The 13,809-nt window shown below is 57.1% G+C and carries 16 protein-coding genes; 12 read left to right on the forward strand and 4 right to left on the reverse strand.

The features are described from left to right. Positions 1-56: 56 nt before the first annotated feature. Positions 57-1,052 (forward strand): OmpA family protein, encoded by a 996-nt coding sequence (locus tag Q2K57_RS12130; protein ID WP_304525220.1) that lies wholly within the window; start codon positions 57-59, stop codon positions 1,050-1,052. 146 nt (positions 1,053-1,198) lie between these two features. Here the strand turns inward: Q2K57_RS12130 and Q2K57_RS12135 are convergent, their stop codons facing one another. From Q2K57_RS12135 to Q2K57_RS12150, 4 genes are all read right to left on the reverse strand, one after another. Then, positions 1,199-1,429, reverse strand: coding sequence for a hypothetical protein (locus Q2K57_RS12135; RefSeq protein ID WP_304525221.1), 231 nt, complete (start codon positions 1,427-1,429; stop codon positions 1,199-1,201). A 34-nt stretch (positions 1,430-1,463) separates the two neighbouring features. Further along, positions 1,464-1,820, reverse strand: a complete 357-nt coding sequence (locus Q2K57_RS12140) for a hypothetical protein (RefSeq protein WP_304525222.1) — start codon at positions 1,818-1,820, stop codon at positions 1,464-1,466. Positions 1,821-1,897: 77 nt separating this feature from the next. Then, positions 1,898-3,133, reverse strand: a complete 1,236-nt coding sequence (locus Q2K57_RS12145) for a FliC/FljB family flagellin (protein ID WP_304525223.1) — start codon at positions 3,131-3,133, stop codon at positions 1,898-1,900. A gap of 160 nt (positions 3,134-3,293) precedes the next feature. After that, positions 3,294-3,896 (reverse strand): putative metalloprotease CJM1_0395 family protein, encoded by a 603-nt coding sequence (locus Q2K57_RS12150; protein ID WP_304526690.1) that lies wholly within the window; start codon positions 3,894-3,896, stop codon positions 3,294-3,296. Positions 3,897-4,261: 365 nt separating this feature from the next. Between Q2K57_RS12150 and Q2K57_RS12155 the strand changes: the two genes are divergently transcribed. The 11 genes from Q2K57_RS12155 to motB all read left to right on the forward strand — a co-directional run bounded on the left by Q2K57_RS12155 (position 4,262) and on the right by motB (position 13,771). After that, the gene (locus Q2K57_RS12155; RefSeq protein WP_304526691.1) at positions 4,262-4,429 is read left to right on the forward strand and encodes a DUF2835 family protein; all 168 of its coding nucleotides are present in this window, start codon (positions 4,262-4,264) and stop codon (positions 4,427-4,429) included. A gap of 283 nt (positions 4,430-4,712) precedes the next feature. After that, a complete protein-coding gene (locus Q2K57_RS12160; protein WP_304525224.1) occupies positions 4,713-6,419 on the forward strand; it encodes an HD domain-containing phosphohydrolase in 1,707 nt (568 codons plus the stop codon). A gap of 166 nt (positions 6,420-6,585) precedes the next feature. Continuing rightward, complete coding sequence (fliD, locus tag Q2K57_RS12165; protein ID WP_304525225.1) at positions 6,586-7,974, forward strand: flagellar filament capping protein FliD; 1,389 nt, start codon at positions 6,586-6,588, stop codon at positions 7,972-7,974. A 59-nt stretch (positions 7,975-8,033) separates the two neighbouring features. Next, entirely contained in the window at positions 8,034-8,453 is a 420-nt protein-coding gene (gene fliS, locus Q2K57_RS12170) for a flagellar export chaperone FliS (RefSeq protein ID WP_304525226.1), read from the forward strand. 1 nt (position 8,454) lies between these two features. Continuing rightward, positions 8,455-8,862 carry a flagellar protein FliT gene (gene fliT / locus Q2K57_RS12175; protein WP_304525227.1) on the forward strand — a complete coding sequence of 136 codons (408 nt, stop codon included), beginning with the start codon at positions 8,455-8,457 and terminating at the stop codon, positions 8,860-8,862. A gap of 1,013 nt (positions 8,863-9,875) precedes the next feature. Continuing rightward, positions 9,876-10,193, forward strand: a complete 318-nt coding sequence (locus Q2K57_RS12180) for a flagellar hook-length control protein FliK (RefSeq protein ID WP_304525228.1) — start codon at positions 9,876-9,878, stop codon at positions 10,191-10,193. Further along, on the forward strand, positions 10,190-10,465 hold the full coding sequence (locus tag Q2K57_RS12185; RefSeq protein ID WP_304525229.1) for an EscU/YscU/HrcU family type III secretion system export apparatus switch protein: 276 nt from the start codon (positions 10,190-10,192) through the stop codon (positions 10,463-10,465). The genes Q2K57_RS12180 and Q2K57_RS12185 overlap by 4 nt, the downstream gene beginning before the upstream one ends. Before the next feature lie 402 nt (positions 10,466-10,867). Beyond that, positions 10,868-11,206, forward strand: coding sequence for a flagellar transcriptional regulator FlhD (gene flhD, locus Q2K57_RS12190; protein ID WP_304525230.1), 339 nt, complete (start codon positions 10,868-10,870; stop codon positions 11,204-11,206). Next, entirely contained in the window at positions 11,203-11,799 is a 597-nt protein-coding gene (gene flhC, locus Q2K57_RS12195) for a flagellar transcriptional regulator FlhC (RefSeq protein WP_304525231.1), read from the forward strand. Before flhD ends, flhC begins: the two co-directional genes overlap by 4 nt. A 164-nt stretch (positions 11,800-11,963) precedes the next feature. Then, the gene (gene motA / locus Q2K57_RS12200; RefSeq protein WP_304525232.1) at positions 11,964-12,842 is read left to right on the forward strand and encodes a flagellar motor stator protein MotA; all 879 of its coding nucleotides are present in this window, start codon (positions 11,964-11,966) and stop codon (positions 12,840-12,842) included. Next, positions 12,839-13,771 (forward strand): flagellar motor protein MotB, encoded by a 933-nt coding sequence (gene motB / locus Q2K57_RS12205; RefSeq protein WP_304525233.1) that lies wholly within the window; start codon positions 12,839-12,841, stop codon positions 13,769-13,771. Before motA ends, motB begins: the two co-directional genes overlap by 4 nt. Positions 13,772-13,809 lie beyond the last annotated feature (38 nt).

The raw sequence follows: 13,809 nt of genomic DNA on the forward strand, positions 1-13,809 counted from the left end.
CCAGCAAACACGATATTCTCGACGATGCCGTCCCTGAGGACAGCAGCAGCGTATGGATGCTCAGCTATATCGATGTGATGACGCTGCTGGTTGCCCTGTTTGCCCTGCTATTGGCGGTCGCCGCCGCAAATGACGCAGACGAGCCAAATGAGCAACTGTCGGGTGGACCGCTTGCAGAACAGGTATCGCCGGGGGCTATTGTTGTGGCGCTGGGTGTCGGTAATGGAGCGCCTGTGTTCGTTCCTGATGAGGCGCTACGCGTCCAGACGAAGGGAGCGGTGATGCTGGCCGGTGCCATCCAGGCCTGGCAGCAGGCGGCGTTGGAGGGAATGACAGCCTCATCCCGTTCTCAGTCTGAAAGACAAGCCATTACTCGCGAGCCCTTGGCCCTGGCGGAACACCTGCCAGCGCCGGTAAAGCAGCTTGATCCGTCTGGTGCCCTGGCACTTCGTCCGTCGTCTGGTGGGGGCGCAGGATTTGCTTCTATGCCCACTGTTATGCTCGACCAGCGTCTCAATCTAGCGGCGCTTGGCGATATGGAAGTCGTCGTTACGCCCGCCGCACCTGCCAATACCGTTCGCTTATCTCCAGAGGCGGTAGCGGCCGCGACAGATCTTAGCGATGCCATCGAATCACAGCTCGCCGACGCCACGGTGCTGCCAAGCCTGGAGGGCGTGGAGGTCGCAAGGGTCGCTGAAGGCCTCAATCTGCGCATCCAGGACCGGCTGGTCTTTGAGTCTGCCGCCGCGGACCTGACCGAGATCGGGGAAGACGTCGTCAACCGGCTGGTGAGCATCATTCAGCGCTACGACGGCACCGTTTCGGTGGAGGGCCATACCGATAGCCGTGACATCAACACCGATCGCTTCCCATCCAACTGGGAGCTGTCTGCAGCACGTGCCACCGCGATTCTTCGCCAACTTCAGGTGGCCGGCGTCGACGGTCAGCGGCTAAGAGCGATTGGCTACGGCGATACACGGCCGCTGGAAAGCAACGATACGCCAGAAGGGCGGTCAGCGAACCGGCGGGTGGAGGTGATTGTGCATTTGTAGCCTGTTGAAGTTGGGTGCGGCATGGCCCGGGGAGAGTGGGTGGAAGTGAGTGGAGAGAGAGGTGAGAAGATAAGGGAGGGGGCAGCACTGAAGGTAATGTTTGAACCGCAGCGTCATAAAACTGCTGTACCCAGCAGCCAGCAGGCTTATTCTTTGAGCATCGCTCGTGTGTAACAGGCTTGATCTTTTATCGCCTGATCATAGATGGCCAGCAGTTTGTTATAGTCTTCTTGCATTTCTCCATTCATGCCGGTGCTGTCGAAACGCTCGATTAGTTGCTTGGTATCCTGGATAAGCTGATCAAGCTCACGAATTACTCGCTGATAATCGTTTTCCTGCATGGGGGCGGGTATTGTTTCCGGCTTTTCATCTGGCATGGCGCGTCCACTTATTTAGAGTTGCGTGATGGCGCTATGAGTTGGCGTATAGAGTGCGAATTCGTTGGTGCAGTCGCTTCAAGTGCTCGATCGCTGCCGCTTCACTCTTGTCGATATCAACTTCAGGCCCGCAAGATTGTCGGCTGACTCCAAGCCGAGAAAGGGTCGCCTCATGTCGCTTGGTGAGGTGTTCGATATTCATGCGAATGATGAGAAGTTCCGTATCCAGTTCGGCTTTCAGGTTTTCCTCCCGCTTTCGCTCTTCGACACTCTCTTGCCGCTGAATACTTGCCGACAAGTTGTGATCAACGAAGCTCTGGATGGAAGCCAGCTTGGGCAGGATATCGTCAATGATCTCCCGTGCCGGAATCCTTGTATTCGGTTGATCCATTAAGTTGGCCCCTTAAAAAAACAGGCCTCCAACTGGAGGCCTGTTCGGTATCACGCTTTATGGTGCAACCTTGCGGTTTAACCCAGCAGAGACAGCACGCCCTGTGGCAGCTGGTTGGCCTGGGCCAGCACGGAAGTACCGGCCTGCTGCAGGATCTGGTTCTTGGTCATGTCGGCCACTTCGGTCGCATAGTCGGCATCTTCGATGCGCGAACGAGCGTCGGAAAGGTTGGTCTCGTTGGTCTGAAGGTTGGTAATGGCAGACTCGAAGCGGTTTTGGACAGCACCAAGATCTGAACGCAGCGTGTCGACCTTGCTAAGTGCATCATCCAGGGTCGACAGTGGATCAGCAGTGCTTCCATTCTGAAGACTAGCGGCACTCAATGAAGTACCATCAACTGTAAATGCTGCAGTTCCTGCTGTTGAAGTAGTATCTGCATCTTGCGGATCTAGTGCCACATAAAAAGTCTTAGCAGCGCCGTCGGCAGCAACATCAAGTCCTTTGCTAGCCAGGCTCTCTGAAGCGGCTTGACCTGCAGCGTCATTTGTAAGTGTAACTGAGACCTCGGCATACCAGTTGCCTTTACTGTCTACTTGGGCGTTGCCAGTAGACGTATCAGCAATAGTAACACTAGCATTTCCGCTCAAGCCCAAGGAAGTTTGCAGGTTAGCTGAGAAGTCATTGATAGTAGATGTAGTTACTGCCGTAGTATCACCATATGCCTCTTTCATGGCTGCAGTAGGGCCGCCAGTCTGAGCTGTAAAGCCTCCGGCAACATCTGGCCCGGAAACGCTAAAAGTACTCAAGCCCAAGGTTGAAGAGGTGATTTCTTCTAAGTTAACGGAGATCTGCTCGCCGTCATTTGCCCCGACTTGGATGCTGAGAGCTTGGTCCTCTGAAAGTACCTTCACACCGTTAAAATCGGTTTGTTGAGAGATGCGGTTGATCTCTCCCAGACGTTGACCGATTTCAGCCTGGATGGAGTCCAAGTCTTTTTGAGAGTTGGTGCCGTTCTGTGCCTGTACGCTCAGCTCGCGCACACGCTGCAGGTTGTCGTTCACCTGATTGAGAGCACCCTCAGCAGTCTGGGCGACGGAGATGCCGTCGTTGGCGTTGCGCTGCGCCTGACCGAGGCCGGTGATCTGACTCGACATGCGGTTGGCGATGGCCTGACCGGCGGCGTCGTCCTTGGCGCTGTTGATGCGCAGGCCGGAAGACAGGCGCTCCATGGAGGTAGTCAGGGCGCTCTTGGATTCGCTGAGGTTCTGCTGACCAATCATCGAGGTGATGTTGGTGTTGATTCCCATTGACATGGTGATGTCCTTCCTGTTTTTGAGGGCTCCATTGGCTGGCCGCGGTGTCGGCTGAGCGAGTCACGCCGGGCCTGCCACAACGGCGCCGTTGGCCGTTACCTTAGTTATCGGAAGGTGTCGAAAAAGCTTTAGGGCTTGATGCAGATTTTTTGATAAAGGCTCAGGCTGAGGGATGAGAGTTCACGTCGCGGGCAGCAGAGATGGCCGTTCGCGGGGACTCGTTGTGGTTTTCGCTTTGGTTTTCGCTTTCGTTTTCATTACGAGCGTCGTTGGCAGCCCCGCGCGCATCATCCATTTCGCTTTGCTGCATCGCGAGCTCCAGCCGCGCGGCCATCAGGTGCTGGCTGGCCTGAGCGGCGACCTTGCGATCCTGCGCCGAGGGCTCTGCGGGGGCATTGGCCGCGGCGCGGATCTGTTCCATTTTGGCGATGGTGGCGGCGGGGTCGCCGGGCACGGGGCTTGAATCGATCGACACCTCGCCGGCCACGGCATACTGCTGGCCGTCGGGGCCGCGCTCATATTCATATTCGATGCTGCCGGCGAACTTGCCGCCTGTGCTTTGATGGGCATGCTCGTGCTGACGCACCTCGCGGTCGGTCTGCTTGAGCCTGTCGAGTTGTTGTAGCTCGGCCTCGGTTAATGCCTCTTGGTTGGTCTTATTATGCGGGGCCTTGGTGTGCTCTGAGGTATCTGGCTTGTTGGTAGGCTTATCATCTGTCTTTTGGCCTGACTCGGGGGCGCCCGCCTGTCGAGTTGGCTGTATCTTGGAGGTGGACTGGGCATTTTAAGCTTGTGCGGCGTGTTGAGCTTCCTGGTGGGCGGATGATTTGTCACTGGTGCCTCTGGATGCCGCTGCGGCATCTACACGCTCGGCAGGGCGCTGGATCGTGGGCTGAAGGCTGTGATGGGCGCGACTTGCATGGCATCACCTGTGATCGAGGTAAGGTTGTTCGGCGTTAACGGCGCTTGGCCGGTAAAGTGGTGTCATCAGTATTTCCTTATGGCGCGGCCATCGCAAGCCAAGAGGGCGGGCAGTGAATTAACGTAAAAAAGGAGTCCGCGGTGCCGTGTGTCGATATCTGGCTGAGCCTGAGTCGTGAACAATGCCTGGGGTACTACCAGGGCCAGGTGCAGCAGGTCTATGCAAGGGCCCTGGATGGGCGTCGTGTAGCGTTCCCGGCAAGCGCGCTGAACAGGGTCGTGGGCAAGCACGGCGTGGAGGGCCATTTTCGCCTGAGCTTTTCTGGCGAAGGGCGTTTTGAGTCGCTGACGAGCATAGGGGGGGCGGGCCAGTAAGAGTCGTGATCCGCTGGGAGCTCTATTGACTAATCGCGCTTTAGACAGCTTTTCATGATGGTGCCGCCATGAAAAGCACGCGTGCTGGCCGTTTGCTGTCAGCGTGCTCTTCCCTACTAGTGCGCGTCGAGGGTGTGTCGAGTACGTGTAGAGAGACTCGAGTTACCTGATCTTTAGCAGCCTTAAAGGTTTGTTACATAAAGCCGATAGCAAAAAAATGGGCGTTACTACCTGCGCAGCGGCCGCTAGGCGCGGGCAGTGCAATCGAAGAGATGAGGGTGGGATGGCAGAAACAAGCAGTGATTACGAGCCGGTCAGCAATGGGCGGGATATACAAGGTTTGCTTGATGTCTTGAGCGAGCCAGGCGGTGCTTCACTGATGCTTGATAAGCCAGGGAGCGAGCCGCTGCCCGTCTTGTTGATGGATGTTCGTGTGGATGAATCGCTGGTATTGGATGTCAGCGCCATTCGCGAGGTGGCGGGGGACCTGAAGCGTGGGCTTGGTTTCCGGCTGCTGGGGCAAGCGCGATCCAAGCTGGTGCGTACACCGGTGCTGAATACCTCGCAGGCGTATGAATTCGAAGGCCGGCTGTTATGTGAGGTGCCTTATCCTGAGCAGTTGGAGGTGTTGCAGCGTCGTGACAATTTCCGCGCTGAGTTGAACATGAGCATGGACGCCACTGTGCTGCTGGGTCATGCACAAGACCGCGAGCCTTTGCAGGGGGCGCTAAAGAACCTTTCGCTTGAAGGAGCGTTGGTCGTTCTGCCGCTGGGAACGGGGTCGGTGCTGGCGTCTGCATCATCCACAATCCGACTCAAGCTGATCTTTCCCAATGGCAGTCAGTTGGAGGTCAATGGGGCCTTGCGCCACGATCACTCTGACCATGATCGACAAGTCATGTTTGCGGGCTTTGAGTTCATGGGATGCAGCCCTGAGCAAGAGAGGCAGTTGTGGTTCTTCGTGCGTGAGATCGAGCGTGAAGCGGCCCGGCGTGCCAGGGAAAGTGCCAGTGAAGGGAGCCCCGCAAAAGAACGTTCTCCCTTGTTTCAGGCAAGCGAGCAGAAGCCAGTTTGCGCGGCATCCAATCACAATGAATTTGCCACGCCAATGGCGCGAAGGCTGTCACGCCTTGCCGCCTACCTAGATAACCAGCTCTTTGCGCTAAAGCAGGGGCGCCGCTTGGATTCCATTCAGTTGTCGCGTCATGCTGATCGTCTGTTGGCATTGCTTGATGAGGACCGTGAAGCGGTGCTTTTTGCGCTTGTCTGCATGCAGCGTGAATCGGTGTTGGTTCAGCATGGGTTGGCCGTTGCCGTTCGTCTGGCGGATATCGCCGGTCAGCACTCCATGCCCCGGGATCTGCGCAAGGCCTTGTTGGCCTGTGCCATGGTGCACGACTTGGGCAAGGCGCTATTGCCTGATGGCCTACGCCAGGCAACTTCGCTGGATCAGGCCCAGTACCGTGAACTCCAAGTTCATGTGGAAAGCGTCATGAGTAGTCTCGCGGAATGTCACTGGTTGTCTCGTGCTGTCATTCAGGCGGTGGTTGGCGGTGCCAACGAGCGTCTGGATGGCACTGGATATCCGCGTGGGTTGCAAGGTGAACAACTGCACGAGCTTGCCCGGCTAATGGCAGTGGTGGACGTCATCGATGCGATGGGGCGCGACCGCCCGGACCGCGCCGCCTGGCCGATCGATGCTATCTACAAGCATCTGCTGGAACAGCCTCAGCAGTTCGACCAGCGCTGGGTCCGGCGCTATATCCGTCATTTTGGCGTCGTTCCTATCGGTACCCTGGTTCGCTACGCCGGTGGTGAGTTGGCCAGGGTATTGCGGGTAGATGAGCGAGGACAGCCTTCCCGCGTTTGGATGACTGAGGGTCTAGCTGCTCCTGAGCCGAAGACGCTGGGGGCAATGCTGGAGGGGAGGGCCCTGGCGCAACTTGGTAAGCCGACCGAAAGGTTGGCCGTGCCGGCAAGTGATTCCTGAAGGCGGGGTGCTTGAGGGCAGGATGCTCGAGGATGGATTGCGTGATGTGTTCCTCAAGTTCTCCTGCTAGTCGCCGATAGGTGAAATAACGGCAATTTAAGAAGCTATTCGGCCCCTCGCGGTGGCGCTCTACTTGGCAGAATGGCTTGCAACAGGAGGCACCGGCATGGCGACTATTTCATCACTGGGCATCGGCTCGGGGCTCGATCTAAACGGGCTGCTGGATCAGCTCAAGAGCGCTGAGCGCGAAAAGCTCGCGCCTATCACGCAGCAACAGAAGAGCTACCAGTCGCAGATTTCTGCCTATGGGCAGCTTGAGAGTGCGCTATCTAATTTTCAGGATGCCTCCGCCAAGCTGAATGACGCCGAGTTCTTTCAGGGCGTGACCAGCGAGGTGACCGGCAGTGCCGTGACGGCAGCAGGGGGCACCGATGCTGCGCCGGGTCGATACGATATCAATGTTACGAAGCTTGCCAGGGCTCAAAGCCTGGCGGCTAATGGCGTTGATGATAGCACCCGGGCGTTGAATTCCGCCGCCGGCACTCTGACGCTGAGCGTCGGGGGCGGTGCAGGCACGGATATCGCCATCGCTGCCGATAGCTCGCTCGAGGATGTGCGCGACAGCATTAATGCGTCTGGCGCCGGTATACAGGCCTCAATCGTCAATGATGGTGATGCTGCCAATCCCTACCGACTGGTGTTGACTTCCGAGGCCACGGGCACCGAGTCGGAAATGGATGTGTCTTACAGCGATCCCGGCAGTGAGCTCGGAGGTCTGATGGACTATGACAGTGCCGGTGGCTCAGGCGGCAGCATGACGCAATCGGTCGCGGCTGAAGATGCTGCCCTCAGCGTCAATGGTATCTCTATCTCCAGTCAGTCCAATACCGTCGAAGGCGCGGTACAGGGCGTGACGTTGTCGCTTGCGGAAACCGGTACCGCAACCCTTGCGGTCGAGCGAGATAACGGCGCCGTGGAATCCGCCGTAAAGGGCTTTGTCGACAGCTACAACAAGTTGCAGTCGAAGATAGCTGATCTGACCAGTTTCAATGCAGAAACCGGTGATGCGGGTGAATTGCTGGGAGATGGCACGCTCCGCAGCGTCGAATCTCAACTCCGCAATGCCCTGGGCGGCAGTGCCGGGGACGGCACTTTCAAGGTGCTCTCGGACGTCGGCATCAGCCTGCAGGTTGATGGCTCGCTTGAGCTCGATGAAAAGGCGCTTGGCGATGCAGTTGACAATGACCTTGCCGCCCTCGGTGAGTTTTTTACCGGTGCCGATGAGGCGGGCGGCATGGCCGGTCAGGTCGATGCCGTGCTGGGGCGTATGCTTGAAGAAGGAGGCCTGGTTGCAAACTCGACCCAAGGCCTTAAAGACAGCATCGAGCGCCTGGGTGAGCGCTACACGCGCACTGAGGAAAATATTAACGACACGATCGCTCGCTACCGTACTCAGTTCGCCCAACTGGACAGCATGATCGCCAACATGAACTCGACGAGCAGCTACTTGACCCAGCAGTTTGACAATATGAACGCTCAGCTGGGTAAAAACTAGCCGCCTGAGCAGCACCAGAAGTGTCAGCCACCAATGATGCTGAATATGAGGAAATGATCATGAGTGCCATGAGAGGAGCTGCCGCTTACAGCAAGGGAGCCAAGGCTTATGCTCGCGTCGGCGTCGAAAGCGGCGTGATGTCGGCCACACCGCATCAGCTCATTACCATGCTGTTCGACGGTGCGCAGGCATCGATTCGGAAGGCGCGCATTTATATGCAGGATGGCAATGTGGCGGAGAAAGGCCTCGCTATTTCCAAGGCATTAGATATCGTCAACAACGGCCTGCAGGCCGCGCTAGATGCTGAAAAAGGCGGGGAAATTGCCGAGCGGCTGTGGTCACTTTATGACTACGTGTCCCGGCTGCTAATGGAAGCTAATCTGCGCAATGATCCCGAACGTCTTGATGAGGCCTCGGCTCTTCTCGAGAATATCGGTTCTGCCTGGCGTGAGATCGGTGGCCGGTCTGACGGGGTGTGACATGACTGAGCGGCGGTTCGAAGAAGGCAATGGTGCCCATGCAGATATTATTTCCGGTTATGAGGCGCTGTTGGAGCGCTCAAGCCGAATGCTAGCCTTTGCCTGCGAAGAAGATTGGAGCCGCCTGCTCGAGGAAGAAGCGAGCTATGTGATCGAGGTCGAGCGACTGTCCAGAATCGAGGCCGGTCAAGCCTTGAATGCCGTCCAAAGCGAGCGAAAGGCGATGTTGCTTGAGCGCATTCTTGAAGGCGACCTGGAAATTCGCCGTCGACTTAACAAGCGGCGCGACGAGCTTGGCGCCCTGCTGAATGCCAGCCAGCGCAAGCGTTCGGTTGATAGCGCGTATGGGGGCGCCGCCGGGTCTCAGGTGCTTGGTGGTTCTTCGCGGTTCAAGAAGGGTGATGCTTGAGCGGTATCACGCCTTTGATCGATACCCTGCTCCATCAGGTGTTGGGGAAGCGGGTCGATGTACCCGTGCCGCGAGAACTCAATGCTCCGGTTCAGCCTTCGAGCCCAAGTGATGCCGTTCAAGCACTGCGCAGTGACTCACGGCTGGATCCGCGTCAGGGAACGGTTTCCACCCCGTTGGTCGGCCGTTCCGTTGGTCAGGGAGTTTTGCCCTCAGATGTATCCCGGCCTGGGGCTCAGCCCTCTACCCAAACGCACTTCAGCCCGTCGGCGCAAACCATCGCGAGCGTGCTCGACCGTTTCCCGGCTCCACCCTCCACGCTGCGCGTTCAAGGCCCCTTGCTGCCTACCGAGGCGAGTACTGCACCATCCACTCAAGTAGCCTCTCGGCTCCAGCAGAGCATTGAGACAAGTGGGCTTTTCTACGAATCGCATTTGTCAAAGTGGTACCGCGGTGAGCTTCCGCGACAGCAGCTGGCGCTCGAGCCCCAGATGAATCGCGCTAATAGCGCCAACCTCTTTCAACAACTGACGCCGATCACTACTGCGCCGTCGCCTATGTCATTGCCATCGCCCACGCCCACGCCCATGTCAGGCTCAGCCTGGGCTAGCATCATTGTGGGCTCCGTGCCAGTGGGCAACCCAGAGATGAGTGCTCGCAGTGCAGCGGGGGGGGCAACGTCTGCCTCGCCGGGTGGGTCAGTCAGTCCAGCAGCCAGTTCAGGCGCCGGGGCCGCTCTTGGTTCTAATGCTTCTGCAATGGCGCAGACGTCAGGCGTTAGTCCTAATCCTGCTGGGGGAGGTCCGGCGCTGCAAGCCTACCAACAAGGGGGCGGCGCTGAACGCACAGAAATGCCACTGCCGCCCGCTGGTGCGGAGCGTTCACATCATGCCTCGGCGAGTGTTGATGGCCTGGATGACGCACAGCAGAATGTGGTGCGACATCAATTGGAAATGCTTGCGACCCCGTCGCCTGTGTTGCGGTGGGAGGGGGATGTTTGGTCGGGTGTGTTCATGGCGCTCATCGTACAGATGCCTCAGGGAGGGCAGCGCGGCGGCGAGCAGTCGGCATCTGATGAACCTGACGAAGAAGCCGACCAGGGTGCCTGGCAGACGCAAATGTCGCTGCGGGTGGCGGGCCTTGGGAGCCTGGATGTGATGTTGCGTTTTGCTCCCAAGCAGCTGGATATTACGCTGTCTGCCGAGAATCAGGAGGTTCTGGCCAGGCTGCATACGGGTGAGGCTGACTTGCGTTCACGTTTGCAGGCCTGCGGTTTTGAGGCCGTCGGTTTGCATTTGATTGAGCGGCAAGGAAAAGGAGGCTCTGTATGAGTGCTAACTCTCGGGGCGAGCGGCGCCAGGCTGTGGCCCTGGCGTATCACCAAGGCGACCGGGCGCCGCATGTGGTTGCCAAGGGCTACGGTGATATGGCGGGTCGCATCATTGAGGCGGCACGGGAAAACGATATTTTTGTCCATGATGCGCCTGCATTAGTAAACATGCTCATGCAGCTCGACCTTGATGAAAAGATCCCGTCTGAGCTATATCAGGTGATTGCTGAATTACTGGTCTGGGTTCGTGATTTGGTGCCCCAGGCTGACTGACCGAGGGGCGGAGAACGTCACCTTGTCGATGGCTCTGCTTCTCATATCCTTTTCCCCCACGCTCTTCCCCCCCTTACAGAGATAATGAGCAAGCTAATCTCTTTCCGCGTAATGAAAAGAAAAAAAATGTATCTTAATGAAAGTTTCGTCAGTCTGGCATAAGCATTTTCCCGCCACGTATATGGTCCCCTTTGTGCAATTTACGGCCTTACACCCCTGCTTTTCTCCGGTTACGCCTTTGTAACCCGCTGGCGAAGGTTCGCTGGCGTACGGTTGAAAATGTAATGCTAAAAAACTAACAATGGCCAAAAGAAAGATCAGGCACTCCCTAAAAAAGCTGATGCACCTAGTCAGACATTGTCATGATCATTTAATAATTGCATGCCTTCGCAGGGGTCAGGAATGGTTAATCAGCAGCTCTTGGATGAAATCCAAGACTTGAATCTGTCGTATTTGCTATTGGCTCAGCGTCTGTTGGCCGAAGACCGGGCCATGGCCATGTTTAGGCTCAAGGTCGATGGAGAGATGGCTGATCTTCTTGCCTCACTCTCGGCGCGCCAGCTTGGTCAGCTCTCACGCACCAACCAATTGCTTTGCCAATTAAGCCTGGGGGATGCTGCTCAGTTGCAGGCTCTGGTCCGGCAGAGGCGCGAACATGGCCTTATCCACACGCATGCGTCAATGCTGCTGTCACAGGTTGCATCCACCTCGACAAGCCAGTCGACTGGAGGCCTGGCATGAGCGAAAAGAGCCTGGTGCTGGAGATGCAGCAAATCCAGATGGCCGTTGAGCTGATCGAGCTCGGTGCTCGATTACAGGTTCTCGAAACTGAAACTGAACTCAGTCGTGGTCGGTTGATCAGGCTATACAAGGAAGTGCGCGGCATGTCGCCTCCCAAGGGGATGCTGCCATTTTCTACTGACTGGTTTATTACTTGGCTACCTAATATCCACTCCTCTCTGTTTTATAATTATTATCATCGCCTTTCCGTCGACTGTGATTGCGATCGCATGGAGGCCTTTGTCAAGGCCTTTCGGCTTTACCTTGAGCAGGTTGAGCTGGACGGCGCCGAGCCGGTTCTGGGTCTGACGCGAGCCTGGACGCTGGTGCGATTCTTCGAAAGTGAGTTGCTTGAATTGGCCACCTGCACATCGTGCCGTGGTCAGTTCGTGGCTCATGCACATACGCCAACTCAGGAGTTTGTTTGTGGGATCTGTCAGCCGCCCTCCAGGGCCGGCAAGACACGCAAGCGTATTGCCAAGGCAAACGAGGATGTGCGCACTGCCAGTCTAGGCTCGCCTGAGCGTCGTGCCGCAGCATCGCGTATGTCATGAGTAAAACGGCGGTGTGAGAAATAGCTTCCCTGCTGATGCCCTGGCCCGATCGCCAGGGTTTTTTCGTTGCTGACTGACGTTTTTTCCCTTCTGGGCCTCAAGGCCTTCGACACATTGCCGATAGGTGTATAAGACGCCATTCGCCGCAGTGAAGGACGTAGCTTGTGTTTATACCTCTCGGGTTCATTATCGTAACGTTGTCGGTCTTCGGCGGTTTTGCCCTCGCCGGTGGCGAGCTCGGCCCTCTCTACCAGCCCACCGAATTTCTGATGATTTTCGGTGGTGCCTTGGGCGCTTTCATTGCTGCCAACAACGGCAAGGCAATGAAGGCGACGATCAAGAGCTTTTCCAAGCTCAAGCGTACTGCCAAGTATGACAAGCAGACCTATATGGAAGTCATGGCAGTGTTGTACAAGCTGCTGAGCAAGGTCCGTCGCGAAGGCATGCTGGGCATCGAGCGAGATATTGACGCGCCTGAGGATAGCCCGCTTTTCACTGAGCATCCGCGGGTCGTCAATGATCCTATGATCATGAATTTTATCACCGACTATTTGCGTCTAATGGTCAGTGGTGGCATGGATCCCCATCAGTTAGATGAACTGATGCTGCATGAGATCGAAGCCTTCGAACACGAGGCGCACATCCCCGCGGATGCCTTGGCCAAGGTTGGTGATGGCCTTCCTGCATTCGGTATCGTGGCGGCGGTCATGGGGGTGGTAAAAGCATTGAGTTCCGCGGATGCAGGAGCGGAGCAGATGGGCGTGATGATTGCCCATGCCTTGGTGGGAACCTTTCTCGGCATCTTGCTCGGCTATGGTTTCTTCAACCCATTGTCGAGCCGCATTGACCGCCAGGTTCAGGAAGGCGTCAAGATGCTGCAGTGCATTCGCGTGACCCTGCTGGCTAGCCTCAATGGCTATGCGCCCCAGTTGGCAGTTGAGTTCGGTCGCAAGGCACTGCATAGCGAGGAGCGGCCTGGTTTTGCCGAGCTTGAAGAGCATGTGCGATCAGCTAAGGCCTCTGCTGGAACGGGAGGCGCATGAGCTCGCAGGGCCCCCCCATTATCATCCGACGCAAGAAAGTCGTTCATGGTCACCATGGTGGTAGCTGGAAAATTGCCCTGGCCGATTTCATGACGGCCCTTATGGCGCTTTTTCTGGTCCTGTGGATTCTCTCGTCAGCGAGTCGAGAGCAGCGACAAGGTGTGGCCGAGTACTTTAGTACGCCACTGCTGACGGCTATCGCTGGTGGTGAGAAGCAGGCCAACACTCGCAATGTCATTCCCGGTGGCGGCCCTGACCCGACCACCACCGAAGGAGAGCGTGAGCGTATTGATCGGCGCATTGACCATCGGCCAAGCGAGATGCAGCAGCGCTTCAAGGATCTGCGCCGCAGCGTGGAAAACGCCATTCAGGCAGACCCCGTATTGCGTGAATTGCGCAACCAGCTTCGCTTTGACATGACGCGAGAAGGCCTGCGTATCCAGCTGGTTGATACGGACAAGCGGCCGATGTTCGAACTGGGGAGCGACCAGGTTGCCCCCTACATGCGCCGCCTGCTTCGGACACTGGCGCCTCTCCTCAATGAAGTGCCAAACCCGATCAGTATCAGTGGTCATACCGATAATGTGCCGTATTTGGGTGGGCTGCAGGGTTACAGCAATTGGGAGCTTTCTAGCGACCGGGCCAATGCCTCTCGCCGAGAGTTGGTAGCGGGCGGGCTTGAGCCTGACCGGCTGCTGAGAGTCGCAGGCATGGGAGATCAGGTGCCGATTCCGGATAGCGAGCCTGGTGATGCCATTAATCGTCGTATTGCTTTAGTGGTGTTGTATCAGCAAGTGGCCGATCACATCCGAAATCAGGGGGCGCGAGGGGAAAGGGTAGGGCTGCCGCCCGCAATGAATGGGCAGGGCAACTCCTCGCCGACTCAAGAATTCCTAGAGGGCGTGCGCCAGACGGTAGGTGCTCAATGACCCCTGTCGGCCGGTTATATGATCAGTTCGGGGACGAA

It is taken from the genome of Halomonas sp. I5-271120, assembly GCF_030553075.1.
GTDB classification, from domain to species: Bacteria; Pseudomonadota; Gammaproteobacteria; order Pseudomonadales; family Halomonadaceae; genus Onishia; species Onishia taeanensis_A.

Bases quoted from the DNA above. Each gene is read 5' to 3' on its own strand.
- Q2K57_RS12185 (WP_304525229.1), top strand. From the start codon at position 10,190: ATGAGTGCTAACTCTCGGGGCGAGCGGCGCCAGGCTGTGGCCCTGGCG.
- fliT (WP_304525227.1), top strand. From the start codon at position 8,455: ATGACTGAGCGGCGGTTCGAAGAAGGCAATGGTGCCCATGCAGATATT.
- motB (WP_304525233.1), top strand. From the start codon at position 12,839: ATGAGCTCGCAGGGCCCCCCCATTATCATCCGACGCAAGAAAGTCGTT.
- Q2K57_RS12160 (WP_304525224.1), top strand. From the start codon at position 4,713: ATGGCAGAAACAAGCAGTGATTACGAGCCGGTCAGCAATGGGCGGGAT.
- flhD (WP_304525230.1), top strand. From the start codon at position 10,868: ATGGTTAATCAGCAGCTCTTGGATGAAATCCAAGACTTGAATCTGTCG.
- Q2K57_RS12180 (WP_304525228.1), top strand. From the start codon at position 9,876: ATGGCGCTCATCGTACAGATGCCTCAGGGAGGGCAGCGCGGCGGCGAG.
- flhC (WP_304525231.1), top strand. From the start codon at position 11,203: ATGAGCGAAAAGAGCCTGGTGCTGGAGATGCAGCAAATCCAGATGGCC.
- fliD (WP_304525225.1), top strand. From the start codon at position 6,586: ATGGCGACTATTTCATCACTGGGCATCGGCTCGGGGCTCGATCTAAAC.
- Q2K57_RS12135 (WP_304525221.1), bottom strand. From the start codon at position 1,429: ATGCCAGATGAAAAGCCGGAAACAATACCCGCCCCCATGCAGGAAAAC.
- Q2K57_RS12130 (WP_304525220.1), top strand. From the start codon at position 57: ATGCTCAGCTATATCGATGTGATGACGCTGCTGGTTGCCCTGTTTGCC.
- fliS (WP_304525226.1), top strand. From the start codon at position 8,034: ATGAGTGCCATGAGAGGAGCTGCCGCTTACAGCAAGGGAGCCAAGGCT.
- Q2K57_RS12140 (WP_304525222.1), bottom strand. From the start codon at position 1,820: ATGGATCAACCGAATACAAGGATTCCGGCACGGGAGATCATTGACGAT.
- Q2K57_RS12145 (WP_304525223.1), bottom strand. From the start codon at position 3,133: ATGTCAATGGGAATCAACACCAACATCACCTCGATGATTGGTCAGCAG.